10 protein-coding genes and 4 pseudogenes are annotated in these 16770 nt (G+C 75.5%); 6 read left to right on the forward strand and 8 right to left on the reverse strand.

Features of this window, described 5'->3' with window-relative positions:
* Positions 1–68 precede the first annotated feature (68 nt).
* From ABEB13_RS25720 to ABEB13_RS25750, 7 genes and pseudogenes are all read right to left on the reverse strand, one after another.
* Positions 69–2044: pseudogene (locus ABEB13_RS25720) on the reverse strand (FAD/NAD(P)-binding protein).
* Between the two features lie 314 nt (positions 2045–2358).
* Positions 2359–3252, reverse strand: a complete 894-nt coding sequence (locus tag ABEB13_RS25725; protein ID WP_345707380.1) for an STM4011 family radical SAM protein — start codon at positions 3250–3252, stop codon at positions 2359–2361.
* Complete coding sequence (locus ABEB13_RS25730) at positions 3249–4592, reverse strand: STM4012 family radical SAM protein (protein WP_345707381.1); 1344 nt, start codon at positions 4590–4592, stop codon at positions 3249–3251. The genes ABEB13_RS25725 and ABEB13_RS25730 overlap by 4 nt, the downstream gene beginning before the upstream one ends.
* Positions 4589–5412 (reverse strand): annotated as a pseudogene (locus ABEB13_RS25735) (STM4013/SEN3800 family hydrolase). The gene ABEB13_RS25730 and the pseudogene ABEB13_RS25735 overlap by 4 nt, the downstream one beginning before the upstream one ends.
* Before the next feature lie 77 nt (positions 5413–5489).
* Positions 5490–6653: an STM4014 family protein gene (locus ABEB13_RS25740; RefSeq protein WP_345707382.1), complete on the reverse strand. Its 1164-nt coding sequence runs from the start codon at positions 6651–6653 to the stop codon at positions 5490–5492.
* 2 nt (positions 6654–6655) lie between these two features.
* Positions 6656–7575: pseudogene (locus tag ABEB13_RS25745) on the reverse strand (STM4015 family protein).
* Between the two features lie 10 nt (positions 7576–7585).
* On the reverse strand, positions 7586–8539 hold the full coding sequence (locus ABEB13_RS25750) for an STM4015 family protein (RefSeq protein WP_345707383.1): 954 nt from the start codon (positions 8537–8539) through the stop codon (positions 7586–7588).
* 173 nt (positions 8540–8712) lie between these two features.
* Here ABEB13_RS25750 and ABEB13_RS25755 point away from each other — a divergent pair, with 173 nt between their 5' ends.
* The 3 genes and pseudogenes from ABEB13_RS25755 to ABEB13_RS25765 all read left to right on the forward strand — a co-directional run bounded on the left by ABEB13_RS25755 (position 8713) and on the right by ABEB13_RS25765 (position 11288).
* Positions 8713–9039 (forward strand): hypothetical protein, encoded by a 327-nt coding sequence (locus tag ABEB13_RS25755; protein ID WP_345707384.1) that lies wholly within the window; start codon positions 8713–8715, stop codon positions 9037–9039.
* Between the two features lie 11 nt (positions 9040–9050).
* Positions 9051–10163 (forward strand): DUF6745 domain-containing protein, encoded by a 1113-nt coding sequence (locus ABEB13_RS25760; RefSeq protein WP_345707385.1) that lies wholly within the window; start codon positions 9051–9053, stop codon positions 10161–10163.
* 265 nt (positions 10164–10428) lie between these two features.
* Positions 10429–11288, forward strand: a pseudogene (locus tag ABEB13_RS25765) (fumarylacetoacetate hydrolase family protein).
* A 50-nt stretch (positions 11289–11338) separates the two neighbouring features.
* Here the strand turns inward: ABEB13_RS25765 and ABEB13_RS25770 are convergent.
* Complete coding sequence (locus tag ABEB13_RS25770; protein ID WP_345707387.1) at positions 11339–12190, reverse strand: TetR/AcrR family transcriptional regulator; 852 nt, start codon at positions 12188–12190, stop codon at positions 11339–11341.
* A 243-nt stretch (positions 12191–12433) separates the two neighbouring features.
* Between ABEB13_RS25770 and ABEB13_RS25775 the strand changes: the two genes are divergently transcribed.
* From ABEB13_RS25775 to ABEB13_RS25785, 3 genes are all read left to right on the forward strand, one after another.
* On the forward strand, positions 12434–13057 hold the full coding sequence (locus ABEB13_RS25775; RefSeq protein ID WP_345707388.1) for a rhomboid-like protein: 624 nt from the start codon (positions 12434–12436) through the stop codon (positions 13055–13057).
* Positions 13058–13280: 223 nt separating this feature from the next.
* Positions 13281–14942 (forward strand): DUF885 domain-containing protein, encoded by a 1662-nt coding sequence (locus ABEB13_RS25780; protein ID WP_345709821.1) that lies wholly within the window; start codon positions 13281–13283, stop codon positions 14940–14942.
* 193 nt (positions 14943–15135) lie between these two features.
* Positions 15136–16638, forward strand: a complete 1503-nt coding sequence (locus ABEB13_RS25785; protein ID WP_345707389.1) for an MFS transporter — start codon at positions 15136–15138, stop codon at positions 16636–16638.
* Positions 16639–16770: the final 132 nt, after the last annotated feature.

Here is a 16770-nt window from a genome sequence, read left to right on the forward strand (position 1 = left end):
GCGGCGGGTCGTGGTGGTGGTGCCGGGCCCGGCGGGCCCCGGGTCGGGCCCCGGGGTGGGGCCCCCGGTCAGGCCACCGCGCCGGTGCGCCCGGCCGGCCCGGAGCCGGCCGGGGTGTCCGGCCGGGTTTCCGGCCGGGTGGTGCCCGCTCGGGCGGTCCCGGCGAGGGCGCGCAGCAGCGCCCGGGCGGTCGCGTCGTTCTGCCGCAGCGCGGGAGCGTCGGTGTGCGGCCGGGCGAACGCCGCGTAGCTGCGGATGCTGGTGTGCGCGCCGAGCGCCGTGCGGCGCGGGTGCGGCGCACCTCCGAGGCCCGGGTCGAGGAGCCGTCCGTCGGCCGGGTCCACCGCGAGCAGCCCCGAGCGGTAGGTGTGCCCGGCGTCGGTGAGCGCCTCCCCTGGATCCGGCCCGCCCGGTGCAGGCCGTTCAGCACCGGGTCTGCGGTGCGTTCCACGGCGTGCACCGGCAGGTACGCCTCGATCAGCGCGGTCGCCCGGACGCTGCGCCCCGGCACGGTCGGGCTGGTCGCGACGAAGGTGCCGTCGCTCTCGTCCAGGGCCACGGCGGTGTCCGCACCCAGGAAGCGCAGGACCCCGGCGTCGGAGAGCGCGAGCAGCTGCCGCAGCCGGAAGCCGGGCGGTCCGGAGGCCAGGAAGGCGAAGAAGCCGAACCACCAGCCGTCCAGCTCCCGCTCCACCGAGCGGGCGGTCAGGCCGCCCGCCGCGACCAGCCGGGCCAGCTGGGCGTAGACCGACAGGAGGGCCAGGAACGCCCCGAGGTCGGCGCTGTGGGCCGGGTCGGCGCGGCGGTCGGCGTCGGTGCGCAGGTACGCCCGCAGGTGGTGCTGGAAGTCCTCGTCCGTGGCGAAGACGCGACCGGCGAGCGGCCGGTCGAGGCGCTCGAAGTCCAGCCGGTCGGCCGGATCGGGCACGGCGGCGGCCACCAGGTCGGTGCGGCCCGCGGAGTACCAGTCCAGCGTGTCGTACGCGGCGAGGAACTCCGCCCAGGGCATCGCGGTGCGCCCGGGGTGCGCGTGGAACAGCTCGTGGTAGTGCCCGAAGCCGACCTCCTTTGCCATCAACGGCCATACGTCGCGCCGTAGTTCGAGCGGCCGGCCGGCCCCGGCCAGGGCCGCCGCGGCGGACGGGCCGAAGTAGCGGGGCAGGGGAGCCGGCGGCCCCTGCAGCCGGTAGTGGGTCTTGGAGTGGTACGGAACGCCGCGCCGGGAGCCGGCGTGGATCACCGGCTCCCGTCCCGAGGGCAGGTAGCGCAGCCCGTCCGGCCCCTCCGCGAAGCGGCCGCCCCGCCCCTCGGTGAGCAGCACCACCAGGTCGACGAAGGCCAGGCCGAGGCCGCGCAGCAGCACGTTCTCGCCCGGGGCGACGCCGTCGAGGTCGGTGTCCGAGGAGAACGCCGGCGGCAGGTGGAAGCGGCCGTGCCGGGCCGCGAAGTCCGCGGCCGCGGCGTGCCGCCGCTCCGGCACGGAGTCCAGGTGGCCGAGGGCCAGCACCACCTGGTCGGCGGTCAGCACCCGGTCGGAGAGGCGGACGAGCTGCGGCCCGCCGGCGGGCCCGGTGACCGACCGGGCCCGGTCCCGGTGGACGGTGACCGTGACCCGGGCCGGCAGGTCCGCGGCCGCGCGGCGGAACGCCCAGTCCAGGTAGGCGCTCTGGGCCCGCCGGGTGGCGAAGTCGGCCGGTGCGAGGGCACGCAGTTCGGCCGCCACCGCCGGGTCGCCGACCGGCAGGTGGGGCGGGAACTCCTCCGGTGCGGCGGCCCATTCGGCGAGGGAGGGGCCCGTCCGGACGGGCCCCTCCAGGGTCGAGCGCAGGTCGGTGAAGACGGTGACGTCCTCGGCCCTGGAGTTCATCCGCAGCAGCGGGGACTGGTCGTGGCGCCAGATCCGGCCGCCGCCGGGCGGGTGCGGGTCCACCAGATGGATGTGCAACGGCACGTCGGCGGGCAGCAGTTCGGCAGCGTTGGCGGCGATCCGCTCCAGCAGTCCGGTGCCGCGCGGGCCCGCCCCGACGATCACCAGGGTGCTCATCGGAGGACCCCCGCGGGGAGGTTCGCGGCCCGCCGGCGGGCACGACGGGGGGCGGTAAGGCCATGGCGGCGCTCCGGGGAAGGGGTGGGCAGGGGGCTGCACGGCGCTGCGTGGTGCGCCCGCCGTGTCCTGCAACACGGCTGGGAACGCCGGGACTTCGGCCGGCCTCCGGCGGTCGCTCCGATGCCGATCGTACGGTCGCCCGAACCGCGGCTGTCAAGCAGTCGCCCGCCCCGCCGGCCGGTCCATCGACAGGTCCCATCGATCGCCGCCGCCGATCCCCTCCGCCCTCGTACCGCCGAGCCGCCCGGGGCTCACCAGCCGTGCGGGATGCGCTCCAGCACGCCACCAGCGAAGACGTCGTACAGCGGCAGCGACTCCAGGTGGACGTACCCGATGTGGCAGTCGCAGACCGGCAGCGGGCAGGGCCGCGGCGCCAGGTGGGCGCGGTAGGAGCCGTCGTAGAGGTTGCCGAGCGGGGGCCGGACGAAGTGGCAGCGGCGCACCGTGCCGTCGCCGTCGACCGAGATCACCGACTCGCCGGTGCGGCAGGGGCGGCCGCCGCTGGGGTGCGGCTCGCGGCTCCAGCCGAACAGCGGGTCGAGCGCCGTCCACGCGGCGGCCTCGGTGTCGTCGTAGCTGCGGCCGTCGGCGGCGTTCACCCACAGGTAGGTGGTGTCGGGGAGTGCCTCGCGCAGCCGGCGGGCGGCGTCCAGGTGCGCCGGTTCGCCCACCACGCCGACGCTGTGCCGCACGCCCAGCGCCGTCAGTTCGCGGATCCTGGCGAGGAACCGCTCGATCGGGACCTGGCCGGGGTGGTAGGTCACCCAGAGGGCCACCGCGTCGGTGTCCGCGTCGGCCAGCCAGTCGGTGCGGCAGCTGAGGTTGGTCTGGATCGCGACCCGGCGCACGTGCGCGAGCCGGCTCAGCTCGACCAGGGCCCGCCGGTACCAGGACCGGACGAGGCCCTCGCCCCAGGGGGTGAACAGCACGGAGAGGGTGTCGCCGTGCTGCGCGGCGGCCCAACCGGTGAACCGCTCCAGCGCCGCCCGGTCGGCGCGCAACTGCTCCGGGCTGTCCCGCCGCTTGGCGAACGGGCAGTACGGGCAGTCGTAGTCGCAGGAGGCGAGCGGGCCGCGGTAGAGCACGGTCAGGTCGAGCGGATGCTCGTCGGGGCGGCGGCCGGGCAGCCCGAGGTCGACGGTCACTTCTGCTCGTACTCGGCCATCGCGGCGCGCACCGCGGGGGAGAACAGCGCCGGGCCGACGGCGTCGGAGTGGGCCAGGCCCTCGGCGGAGAGCACCAGTCGCCCGGGCACCTCGGCCAGCCAGCCGAGGGCCTCGAACCGGGCCAGCTCGGCCGCGAAGTCGTCGCCCGGAAGCGAGCCGAACCGCGCCCGGTAGCCGTCGAGTTCGAGGCCTTCGGCCTGCAGCAGCGACTGCATCAGGTGGCGCCGGCGGGCCTCGTCCGCGTCCATCGCCCGGCCGACCTCGGCCCGGGCGAAGTCGGTGGCGGCGACGTAGCCGTCGATGATGCCGCGGACCTCCCGGGCGTCCACCGCGTAGTCGAACGAGTAGTGCAGCCGGGAGGTGTACGAGCGGGCGCCGCAGCCCAGGCCGATCATGCCGTCGGTCTGGCAGGCGTACTCGCCGGCGCTCGCGGTCGGCGCACCGGACCGGCGGAACATCCGCATCGACACCTGCTGGTAGCCGTGCGCCAGCAGGTGGTCGCGGCCGGCCCGGTAGAGGGCGAGCCGCTGGGCGTCCCAGGCGGGTGTCGGTCCGTCGGCGGCCCGGCGGCCGAGGCCGGTGAGCGGGCGGACGTAGAGCGGGTACAGGTAGAGCTCCTCGGGCTGCCAGGCGAGGGCCGCGTCCAGCGAGGCCAGCCACGTCCGTTCGGTCTGCCCGTCGATGCCGTAGATGAGGTCGATGTTGAGCACCGGGAAGCCCGCCGCGCGGATCCGGCCGAGCGCGGCCTCCACCGCGGCCCGCTTCTGCGGGCGGACGGCCGAGCGCGCCTCGTCGTCCAGGAACGACTGCACGCCCAGGCTCAGCCGGGTGGTGCCGCGGTCGGCGAGCACCGCGAGCCGGTCGGCGGTCGCGGTGTCGGGGGAGGCCTCCACGGAGAGTGGGATCGCCCGCAGGTCGGCGCCGGTGTGCGCCTCGGTGAGGTCGCACAGCCGTTCCAGTTCGGCGGCGGTCAGGTAGGTCGGGGTGCCGCCGCCGAACGCGGCCAGGGCGAAGCGGGCCTGCCCGTCGAGGGCCGCCCGGACGGCCGAGGCCTGCCGTTCCAGCGCGTCCAGGTAGGCGGTGGTCAGGCCCTCCGGGCTGCCGATCCGGGTGAACAGGTTGCAGAAGCCGCAGCGCACCTCGCAGAACGGGATGTGCACGTAGAGCGAGAGCGCCTGCTGCGGCTCGCCGGCCCACAGGTCGCGCAGCGCCGGCCGGTCCGCGAGCGGGCGGTAGGCGGTCTTGTGCGGGTAGGCGTAGACGTAGCTCTGGTACGGGGAGTCGGTGCTCCGGTACGGGGATGCGGTCGCCGTGGTCATCGGGCCGGCCCTTCGGCGGTCGCGGGGAGGGTGAAGTGCGCGTACGGCACCGTCCAGACCACCTCGTGGCCGATCCGGTGCCCGGTCCAGCCGTCCTCGCCGTACGCGGTGCCGTGGTCGGAGCAGACGATCGCGAAGCACGGGCGGCGTCGGCTCATCGCGGCGAACAGCCGGCCGATGTGGGCGTCCACGTACTCCAGGGCGGCGGCGTGGCTCTCCCGGGTGTCGCCGTGCCCGCGGGTGGCGCCGGGCAGGTGGAACCAGTTCGGCTGGTGCAGCGCGGAGACGTTGAGGAAGAGGAACAGCGGCCGGTCGGCAGGCTGTTCGGCGCAGACCTGCTCCGCCCGGGCGACCTGGGCCTCGAAGGAGACCGGCGAGGGCACGCCCATCTCCGGCTCCCAGTGGCTCTCCTGGAAGAGCCCGGGCAGCACCGAGCCGAGCGGGCCCTGCCGGTTGAAGAAGCCGACCCCGCCGATGCAGACCGTGCGGTACCCGGCGGCGGCGAGCGCCGACGGCAGGTCGGGGGTGTCGAAGACCCAGGTGCGCGACTCGGTCGTCTCCGACCCGGCGAAGCGGGCGGCGAACAGCCGCGGGTGCGGCCCGTCCGGGCTCGCCGGGGTGGGCAGGAAGCCGGCCAGCATCGCCTGGTGCGAGGCGTAGGTGAAGCTGCCGGGGAGTGCCGGCGCTCCCAGCGGCCGCCGGGCAGGTGGGCGGCCAGGTGCGGGATCCGGCCGGCCGCCGCGAGCTCCTCGGCGACGTCGAAGCGCAGTGTGTCGAGGGTGACCAGCAGCAGGTCGTGGCTGCCGACGACGGCGTTCATGTCCGGGATGCCGTGCGGCGCGGCGGCGGCGACGGCGGGCGGGCCGGGGGCCGCGGCGGGGGACGGGAGGTGGTGCATCAGTGGTGGTCCGTTCGCGGTCGTGCGTCGGGCAGGGCGGTGCGCGGGGGAGCCCCGGGAGAGGTGGCGGGCAACGGCACCCCGGGGTGTCCGGCGAGCAGGGCGGCGATCTGGGCGCCGTAGGTGTCCAGGCCCTCGGCGGGGCCGCCGGGCAGCCCGGTGAGGCCGGGCAGCAGGTCGCCGAAGGCGTTGACCTCGCCGACCAGGGCGCGGCGCCAGCCCGCGGTGGGCAGGACGTCGACGCCGACCGCGAGCGCGTGCGGGAAGCAGCCGGCGGCCCGCTCGGCGGTCTCCAGCAGCGCGGGCCAGGCGGGCCCGGCGGCCTCCCGCGCGGCGGCGGTGTCGCCGCGTGCCCCGCCCAGGTGCAGGTTGGTCATCGGCCGGGTGCTGGTGCGGACCACCGCATGGGTGGCCCGGCCGCCGACGACCACCACCCGCAGGTCGGCCGCCCGCCCGGACTGCGACGCCTTCGGCACCCACTGCTCGACGTGCAGCCCGTCCGGGGCGAGCCGGTCGACGAGCTCGGCGATCTCGGCCTCGCTGCGGTAGCGCCGCACCCGCAGCGAGTTGTGCAGGCCTTCGGGGGCCAGCTCGGCGGAGGTGGTGGCGAGCAGCTGCCCGCGCGGCCCGAACTCCAGGGCCACCACACCGGACGCGGACGAGCCGTGCGCGGGCTTCACGAACACCCGGCGCAGCCCCGCCGCGGCCAGCCGCTCCTTCAGGTCCGCCCAGCCGCCCGGCGGCGGCCCGGCGAGGGCGGGCGGCACCGGCACGCCGGCCGCGGCGAGCCGGGCGTGGGCCCGCCGCTTGTCGAACATCACGGCGATCTCGGCCGGGTCGCCGAGCAGCCGCACGCCCGGCCGCCCCGCCAGCGCGTGCAGCGCGGCGGTCACCCGGGTGTGCCAGGCCGCCGAGCCCTCGACCCGGGTCGGCGCGTACCCGGCGCCGAGCGCCGGCCCGCGCAGCAGTGCGTCCACGGCCGCGTCCTCGCCGGGCGACTCGATCCGCAGCACGGTGCCCGGCGCGAGCCGGTAGGAGCCGCGCAGCACGTCCAGCCAGGGCAGGACGGCCGGTTCGGGCAGGCCGGCAGCCCGGGCCGCGGCGGCGAACAGGGTGACCCGCCGGTGGCCCGGGTTGCCGAGGACGGTGAGCTGCAGACCCATGGCTACTCGGAGACCGCGACGTAGCGGTCCTCCTCGTCCTCCGGGTCGTCGGCCTCGGACAGGTCGACGTCGACACCGGGCAGCGCCTCGGTGAGCCGCTGCTGCATGCCGTCGGAGAGGTAGTGGTGGTGCAGGTCGAGCGAGGCGAGGTGGGTGAGCGGCTGGCCCTCCAGCAGGGCGGCGGCGCCCTCGTCGGTCAGCACGCCCATGCCGAGGGCCAGGTGCTCCAGCCGGGCCACCACGGGCGCGCGGGCGACGGCCGCGGCGATGTCGTCCTGGTACTCGCTGTTCTGCAGGCCCAGGCGGCGCAGTGCCGGCAGCCGGGCGCCGGTGAGCAGCGGCGCGAGGTCGTCCAGGGTGTGGTCGCCGCCGTACTCGTCGACACCCAGCCACACGTCGAGGTCGGTCAGGGCGGGCAGGTCGCTCTCGCCGAGGGCGCGCACCACCGGGGCGGGCAGCCCGCCGGACTCGAAGGTGAGCGACCGGAGCCGCCCGTGCCGGACGGGCCGCAGCTCCAGCCCGTCCCCGCCGCGCACCACCAGCCGCTCCAGCCGGGGAAGGCGTCGAGCGCCGGGGTGATGTCGCACATCTGCAGCCAGGAGATCTCGCAGTCCTCGGACTCGGCGTCGCCGAGGAACAGCGCCTCCAGCGCGGGCAGCCGGGCCGCGCTGGCGGTGATCGCGGCGAGCGGGCCGGCCAGGCCGTCGTACTCGCCGGACCACCACGGGCCGAGGACGAGGGCGCGGACCCGGCTGGGGTCGACGCCGTCGAGGAAGCGCTGCCAGGCCTGCGCGAACCCCTCCTTGTGGCCGTAGCCCAGGGATATCCGCCAGGCCGCCGCCTCGGCGGAGGGCAGCCGGTGGCCGGACTCCAGGCAGGTCAGGACGTTGTGCACGGGCAGGCCGTGGAAGGTGCCGCTCATCGGTGCCCCCTCACTCCGAGACGGCGACGTAGCGCCAGTTGTCGTCCCACTTCTGGGCGTCGGACAGGTCGACGTCGACGCCGGGCAGCGCCTCGGTGAGCCGCTGCTGCACCGCGTCGGTCAGGTAGTGGTGGTGCAGGTCCAGCGAGGAGAGGTGGGTGAGCGGCTGGCCCTCCAGCAGGGCGGTGGCGCCCTCGTCGGTCAGTGCGCCCATGGAGAGCGCGAGGTGCTCCAGCCGGGCCACCACGGGGGCCTGTGCGACCAGGGCGGCGATCGCGTCCTGCTGCTCGCTGTTCTGCAGGCCGAGGCGGCGCAGTGCGGGCAGCCGGGTGCCGGACAGGAACGGCGCGAGGTCGTCCGGCCCCCAGGTGCCGCCGTAGTTCTCGACGCCGAGCCACAGCTCCAGGCTCTCCAGCGCGGGCAGGTCGCAGGCCCCGACCGCCCGGACGACGCTGCCGGGCAGGCCGCCCGCCTCGAAGCGCAGCGTCCGCAGGTGCTCGTGCCGCAGCGGGGTGAGCGCCAGCCCGCCGTTGTTCTCCCAGTCCGGCGAGGCGCCGCGGACGACCAGCTCCTCCAGCCGCGGGAAGGCCTCGAACAGCGGCGTGACGTCGCACATCTGCAGCCAGGAGATCTCGCACTCCTCGAAGGTGACGTCGCCGACGAACAGCGCCCGCAGCGCCGGCAGCCGCCCGGCCGCGTCGACGACCGCCCGGAGCGGCCCGTCGAGGGGCTCGGGCTCCTCCGAGGACCAGTTGCCGATCACCACCGCGGTGACCCGCGCGGTGTCGACGGCGCCGAGGAACCGCTCCCAGGCCTCGGCGAAGGTCTGCTCGGACTCGTAGTCCAGCCCCACCTTCCAGGCCGCGGCCGCGGCGTCCGGCAGGTCGCGGCCGTCCTCGGCCGCACCCGGGAAGTCGACGACGGGCAGCCCGCCGAACCGCTCGATGTGCTTGGTGATCGCCATGCGCTGCTCCTGGGAGGTCCGGTCGGCCGGGACCTGTCTATCAGGCAGGTCCGACAGCCGGCCGCCGGGGTCGGACCGCCGGAGCCGGGCCCCGACGGGCTGTCAGAGGGGGCCCCTAGCTTTCCGGTCGTGCGGCCGGCGTCCCGTCGGCCCGGTGGAGGGGAGGCCCGGCCATGTACCGCCAGGGTGACGTGCTGATCGTGCCGGTCGAGGAGGCCGCGGTGCCGCCGTCCGCGGCCGCGCTGCCGGGGCAGCCCCGGGACGCCCGCGGCCGGCTGGTGCTGGCGCTCGGCGAGGTGACCGGCCACGCGCACGCCGTGCTGGGCCCCGGTGAACTGCGCCGGGAGTCCGGACAGTTCGGCCGGGCCTGGCTGCACCTGCCGCAGGGTGGCCGGGTGGTCCACGAGGAGCACGCGGCGATCGGGCTGCCCCGGGGCTGGTACCGGGTGGTGCGGCAGCGCGAGTACGTGCCCGGCGCGGTGCGCGTCGTGGCGGACTGAGGGGGCGCGGGATGGGGACGGGGACGATCCGGCCGGCGGGGCCGGCCGAGGTGACGGCCCGCTGGCGGGCGGTGGCGGCGGCCACCGGCCCGGCCGACCGGGCGGCGGCCGAGCGGGCGGTGCGCGCCGCGTACCGGTCGGCGGGGCTGGCCGGGCCGGGGCGGGTGCTGTGGTGCGCGTCGCCGCTCGCGGCGGCCCGGGCGGTGCTGGAGCTGCGCGCCCAGGGGGCGGTGAGCGTCCGCGAGGCGGTCCGCACGCGGCCCTGGGAGCAGGAGCGGGCCCGGCTGCACGGGCACCTCGGCGCGCAGGGCTGGGCCGAGCGGTGGGCCGTCACCGGCGCGGAGCTGTGGACGCAGACCCAGGGCCTGGCCGGCCGGATCCGCGGCGCGGTGCTCGACACCCTCGCGCCCGAGCCGGCGCGGGACGCCGACCGGGCGGCGCGCGCCGCGGCCGGTGCCGCCAGGGCGACCGTCCGGCTCGCGCTGCTGGACGCCGTGCTCGGCCAGCACGATGCGCCGTGGTTCGCAGCTTTCGACGCCGACCTCGACGCCGACCTCGACGCCGACCTCGACGGCGGGGCGGGAGCGGGCGGGCCGCTCGCCGAGGCGGCCCGGCAGGTCGGCTGGTGGTGGCCGTACGCGGAGGTCGCGGTGGTGTGCGAGCGGCCGGTGGAGCTGCACCGCGACGAGGCGGGCCGGCTCGACCGCGCCGACGGCCCGGCACTCTCCTGGGCGGACGGCTTCGCGGTGCACGCCTGGCGCGGCATGCCGGTGCCGGCGGACTTCCTGGCCGGGCTGGCGGACGTCACCCCCGAGCGGATCCGCACCGAGGAGAACGCCGAGCTGCGCCGCGTCCTGCTGGAGCACTACGGCTACGACCGCTACCTGGCCGACTCCGGCGCCGAGCCGGTGCACCGCGACGGGACGGGCGTGCTGTGGCGGATCCGGCTGCCCGACGACGAGCCGGTGGTGATGGTGGAGGTGGTGAACTCCACCGCCGAGCCGGACGGCACCTTCCGCACCTACTGGCTGCGGGTGCCGCCGAGCACGCGGACGGCGCGTGCCGGCGTCGCCTGGACGTTCGGGGTCGAGGAGGCCGCGTACCGGCCGCAGCGGGAGACCTGACCCGGCACCCGGTGCCGTCCGGGGTGCCGCCGGGCGGTGCGCTCCGGCACCGGGTGTCGCCCCACCACGGAACGCCGTTCGCCGGGCCGTTGTCAACCGTACGGGGACCCGATTCCGGCACCCGCCGCCTTGTGCGAATTGATAGGAATCAGCCGAGAAGGCTCCTCTGGTTCGCAGGTTGAATGGTTGATATACCTCGGATGCATAGGACGGGCGAGGTGTGTCGCCTCCCCGTCGACTGCGACGAACCAGGTGGTGATGGGCAGTGAAGCTCCTCCGTGTCGGCCCCCGGGCGCCGAGCACCCGGCCGTGCTCGGCCCCGACGGCGCCGCGTACGACCTCTCCGGGCACACCCCGGAGATCGACGGGCGGTTCCTCGCCGGGCTCGACGACGCCGGCCGCGCCGCCCTGGCGGCCGCCCTGGCCGCCGGGGCGCTGCCGCGCCTCGACCTGGCCGGGCAGCGCATCGGCGCCCCGGTCGCCCGGCCCGGCAAGGTGGTCGGCATCGGCCTCAACTACCGCGACCACGCCGCCGAGGCGGGCATGCCCGCGCCGTCCGAGCCGGTGGTCTTCCTCAAGCCGAGCAACACCGTCGTCGGCCCGGACGACGAGGTCCTCGTCCCGCGCGGCGGTGAGAAGACCGACTACGAGGTCGAGCTCGCCGTGGTGATCGGGCGCACCGCCCGCTACCTGGAGAGCCACCGCGAGGCGCTCGACGTCATCGCCGGCTACGCCGCCGTCAACGACGTCACCGAGCGCGCCTTCCAGCTGGAACGCGGCGGCCAGTGGGACAAGGGCAAGTCCGCGGAGACCTTCACCCCGCTCGGCCCCTGGCTGGTCACCGCGGACGAGGTCGGCGACCCGCAGCGCCTCGGCCTGCGGCTGTGGGTCAACGGCGAGCTCCGGCAGGACGGCAACACGTCCGAGATGATCTTCCCGGTGGCGGAACTCGTCCGCTACGTCAGCCGGTTCATGGTCCTGGAGCCCGGTGACGTGATCATCACCGGCACGCCCGCCGGCGTCACCACCGGCCGCCCGGGCACGCCGTTCCTCAAGCCCTCCGACGTGGTCGAGGTCGAGGTCGACGGCCTCGGCCGGCAGCGCCAGGTGCTCGGCAAGGCCTGACCCCGGGCCGCCCCACGGCACCCGACCCCGGGCACGGGGGTCGGGTCCGCTCAGCGGGCCGCCGACCCGGCCCCGTGCGCGGCCGGCTCCGCCGACACCGCGGCCCCGCCCGCCGCCGGCATCAGCCCGCCCAGCCGCTCCGCCAGCCGGGCGGCCCGCCCGTCCGGGCCCTCCAGCGCCAGGAAGCCGGCCAGTACCCCGGCCGTCTGCGGATCGTGCAGCGCCGTCGCCGCGCTCATCGCCAGGAACTCGTCCACCAGCCAGTCCCGCAGCGAGTCGGGCGGGATCTGCCGCCCCTCGTCCAGCCAGCTCAGCGCGGACGCCTCCACCACCGAGATCCACGACCGCACCAGCAGTGTCAGCCGCGGCCCCGCCGCCCGGACCCCCAGGTACCGCAGCGTCCGGCGGAGCGCCACCCGCCGCACCTCGTCGACGATCGCCGAGGTCCGCGCCGTCTCCACCACCGAACCGCCGCGCAGCAGCGCCCCGTACCCCGCCGCGTGCTCCGCCACGAACGTGAAGTAGCCGTCCAGCACGCCCGCGAGCTGCTCGGTCGGGGTGCCCCGCCCGTCGACCCGGAACCGTGTGGTCAGCTCGGAGGCCGCGCTGCGCAGCGCAGCCTCGTACAACTGCTGCTTGCCGCCCGCGAAATAGCGGTAGACCAGTGGGCGGGACGCGCCGGCGGCCTGGGCCACGTCGTCCAGCCCGACCTCCTCCGGCGGCCGCGAGCCGAACAGCTCCAGCGCCACCTCGATCAGCTGCTCGCGGCGCTGCTCCACCGTCAGCCGGCGGTACCCGGCGCGGCGCGGGCGCTCGGGCTCGGCGAGGCCGCCCCCGCTGTCGGAGCCGGGCGCGGAGCCGGCCGCGGGGACGGGACGGGCGGGCGCTGATCTGGCTGCCATGACCGCCAGCGTAGTGCCCGTTCACCGCCCGGCCGAAGCCGCCGGCGTGCGCCCGCCCGCACCCCGGCGGGTCGGCCGACCGCCCCGCCCCGCCGCTCCCATCATGGGACGGGGGCCACTCCGCCCCACCGGCGACAGCCCGTCCACGACCGGAGGACCGACGGCGATGCAGGACCGGGCCGACCACGAGCGCGGCGCGCCGCCCCCGCGGCGCCCGGCCCGGGCCGCCGCGCCCTGCGGGCCGTGGCGCGCTGGATCCGCTCCGCCCCCGGCACCTATGCGTGGCTGCTGATCCTGGCCGCCACCAGCTTCGTGGTCGCCCGGATGTCCCCCGAGCGGCTGGAGTGGTTCCTCGCCAAACGCAGCACCAACCTCGACCAGTTGCGCGACCGGCCGGTGCACGCCCTGGTCGCCAGCGCGATCTGGACCGAACAGGCGGCCTTCCCCTTCTACTTCGTGATGTTCACGCTGTTCCAGGCCCCGGTCGAGCGCTGGCTCGGCACCCGCCGCTGGCTCACCGTCGCGCTCACCGCGCACATCCTGGCGACCCTGATCAGCCAGAGCGTGGTCGCCTGGGGCGTCGACAGCGGCCGCCTGCCCGCCAACATGGCCGACACCATCGACGTCGGCGTCTCCTACGCGCTGGCCGGCGTCCAGGGCGTGCTCACCTACCGCTTCGCGCCGCCCTGGCGACTGCTCTACGGCGGCGGCCTGCTGGTCTTCTACCTGGTGCCGCTGCTGGTGTCGCACACCTTCACCGACCTCGGCCACTTCAGCGCGGTGCTGATCGGTCTGGCCTTTCGGCCGATCACCCGGGGCCGCCCCACCTGGGACCCGGCCGCCGCCCTGCGCCGCCGCCGGCACTGACCGGCAACGTCCGTGCCGGAGGGGCGCGCAGGGCGCGCGCCGGGAGCGTTCCGCCACCGACCGGCAACGCAGAGCGCCCGGCGGCGCGCCGCCCGGGTCGAACGCCTGCGTCAATCGTCCGAGCCGGACGGAAAGGGTCTTGAAATCACCGGACGCTGCGACAGGATGGCCCGATGGCCCCAGAACTGATCAGCAGCGACGCCGACGGCACCACCCCCGCCGCATCGCCGACGCCTATGTCCACGCCCTCGCCGACCTCGACCCGCTGACCGCGGTCTACCTCGGCCTCAACCCGGATGACGACCGCATCACCGACCTGTCCCCGGCCGGACGCGAGGCGCTCGCCGACCTCGCCCGCACCACGCTCGCCGCCCTCGACGCGGCCGAGGCGGCCGGCGCCGCCGACGACGACGCGGAGCGCCGCTGCGCACGGCTGCTGCGCGAACGCCTGACCGCCGACCTGGCCGTCCACGAAGCCGGCGAGAACCTGCGCGCCCTGCGCAACCTCGGCTCGCCGGTGCACGACGTCCGCGAGGTCTTCACCCTCATGCCCACCGACACCGAGGAGCAGTGGGAGCTCATCGGCCGCCGGCTCGCCCGGGTGCCGGTGGCGCTCGACCAGTTCCGCGCCACCCTCGCCGAGGGCATCGAGCGCGGCCTGCTGTCCGGCCCCCGCCAGGTCACCACGGTGGTCGGCCAGATCGGCGAGTGGCTGGAGGGCGAGGTGCCGGGCGGCTGGTTCGGCACCTTCGTGCAGGACGCCCCCGAACCGCTGCGCGAGCGCCTCGGCGCCGTCGCGGTCACCGCCTCCGCCGCCCTCGCCGACCTGCGCGACTGGCTGCGCGACGTGTACGGCCCGGCCGCCGCCGGCACCTCCGACACCACCGGCCGTGAGCGCTACGCCCGTTGGGTCCGCTACTGGACGGGCGCCGACCTCGACCTCGACGAGGCGTACGGCTGGGCGTGGGAGCAGTTCCACGACCTCGACGCGCAGATGCGGGCCGAGGCCGACAAGGTCCTGCCCGGTGCCACCCCGATGGAGGCCATGCGCTGGCTGGAGTCCGAGGGCCCGGCCATCAAGGGCGAGGAGAACGCCCGCACCTACCTGCAGGGCCTGATGGACCAGGCCATCAGCGACCTCCAGGGCACCCACTTCGACCTCGCCGAGCCGCTCCTCAAGGTCGAGTCCCGGATCGCCCCGGCCGGCAGCGCGGCGGCGCCGTACTACACCCAGCCCTCGCTCGACTTCTCCCGGCCCGGCCGGACATGGCTCCCGACCCTCGGCAAGGAGTCCTTCCCGGTCTGGGACCTCGTCTCGACCTGGTACCACGAGGGCGTCCCCGGCCACCACCTCCAGCTCGCGCAGTGGACGTACGTCGCCGACCGGCTCTCCACCTACCAGGTCACCCTCGGCGGGGTCAGCGCCAACCTGGAGGGCTGGGCGCTGTACGCGGAGCGCCTGATGGACGAACTCGGCTACCTCACCGACCCCGGCCACCGGCTCGGCTACCTCAATGCCCAGATGATGCGGGCCCTGCGGGTCATCGTCGACATCGGCATGCACGTCGGCCTCGACTTCCCCGAGCACTCCCCGTTCCGGCCGGGCGAGGCCATGCTCCCGGACGACGCCCGGGAGTTCTTCGGGCAGTACTGCGGGCTGTCCGCCGAGTTCCTGGACAGCGAACTCGTCCGCTACCTGGGCATGCCCGGCCAGGCGATCGGCTACAAGCTCGGCGAGCGCGCCTGGCTCCAGGGCCGGGCCGCCGCCCGTGCCGCGGCCGAGGCCCGCGGCGAGGAGTTCGACCTCAAGGCCTGGCACATGGCGGCGCTCTCGCAGGGCTCGCTGGGCCTCGACGACCTGGTCGCCGAACTCGGAGCACTGTGACCTCGCGGCGGGCCGGCTCCGCAGACCCCGCCCGGGGTCCCCGGCCCGCCGATGCAGGTGTTTAGGACTTTAGTCCCAATTCGTACATTTCCCTACAAACTGTCTTGCCCATCGCCGTTCCGAGGGCTTCCCTGGAGAGAGCGCTGCGTGCGCTGCGCCCCAAGCCCAGATCCCCTCCGGAAGGCGGCCCACGGTGTCCCTCCAGCACGCATCGGACGAGCAGACGGCGGATCCCCGCCGCTGGTGGGCCCTGGCGGTCATCGCCGTCGCCCAGCTGATGATCGTCCTTGACGCGACCATCGTGAACATCGCCCTGCCCTCCGCCCAGAAGGCCCTCGGTATCTCCGACGGCAACCGCCAGTGGGTGATCACCGCCTACACCCTGGCCTTCGGCGGCCTGCTGCTTCTCGGCGGACGCATCGGCGACCTCTTCGGCCGTAAACGGACCTTCACCGTCGGCCTCCTCGGCTTCGCCCTCGCCTCCGCGATCGGCGGCTTCTCCACCGAACCCTGGATGCTGTTCGCGGCCCGCGCCCTCCAGGGCGCCTTCGGCGCGCTGCTCGCGCCCTCGGCCCTGTCCCTGCTCTCCATCACGTTCACCGACCCGAAGGAACGCGCCACCGCCTTCGGCATCTTCGGCGCCCTCGCCGGCGGCGGAGCCGCCATCGGCCTGATCATGGGCGGCCTGCTCACCGAGTACCTGAACTGGCGCTGGTGCCTGTTCGTGAACATCCCCATCTCGATCGCCGCCGCCACCGGCGCGTTCTACCTGCTCAAGCGCGACCACATCGCCAAGGGCCGGCGCATCAAGCTCGACCTGCCAGGCGCCGTACTGGGCTGCGGCGGCCTGCTCGCCATCGTCTTCGGCACCTCCGAAGCCGTCTCCCGCGGCTGGGGCGACTGGCTGGTGCTGAGCTGCCTCGGCCTCGGCGCGCTGCTGCTCGTCTGCTTCGTCCTGGTCGAGCGCAGCACCACCCACCCGCTGCTGCCGCTGCACCTCGTCCGCAACCGCAACCGCGGCGGCGGCGCGATCGCCGTCGGCATGGCGGTCATCGGCATGTTCGGCCTGTTCCTCTTCCTCACCTACTACATGCAGGCGGTCAAGGGGTACTCGCCGGTCATGGCCGGTGTGTCCTTCCTGCCGATGACCGCGGCCATCGTGATCAGCGCCACCGGCATCGCCGCCCGGCTGATGACCCGGGTGCCGTCCCGCAACCTCATCGTGCCCGGCCTGCTACTGGCCGCCGGAGGCATGGCCTGGCTGACCCAGATGAAGGTGGACAGCCCCTACTCCACGATGGTGCTGCCCGCCGAGATCCTGCTCGGCCTCGGCATGGGCCTGGTCTTCATGCCGTCGCTGAGCCTGGCCACCCTCGGTGTCGCACCGCACGAGACCGGTGCGGCCTCGGCGATCATCAACAGCTCGCAGCAGGTCGGCGGTTCGATCGGCGTCGCGCTGCTCAACACCATCGCCGCCAGTGCCACCGCGACCTGGCTCGCCACCCGCAACGCGGCCGATCAGCTCACCCAGGCCCAAGGGGCGGTGCACGGCTACGTGGTGGCCACCACCGTGGCCATGGGCATCCTGCTGCTGGCCGCGGTCATCGCCTTCCTGATGATCGACCACAAGCCGGAGGCCGGCGAAGCCCTCGGCGCGGGCGCCGAGTCCGAGTCCGCGGCGGTCGCCTCGCCCTGACCCGACCCGGCTGGCCCGGCCCACCGGATCTCCGCGACACGCCGCCCCGGTTCCCACCTCCACCGGGGCGGCGTCGTGTACCGATTCTCACGAGGTTCACAGACCCGGATCATCAAATCGCCGTGTGTCTGG

The organism is Kitasatospora paranensis, from assembly GCF_039544005.1.
Taxonomy (GTDB): Bacteria; Actinomycetota; Actinomycetes; order Streptomycetales; family Streptomycetaceae; genus Kitasatospora; species Kitasatospora paranensis.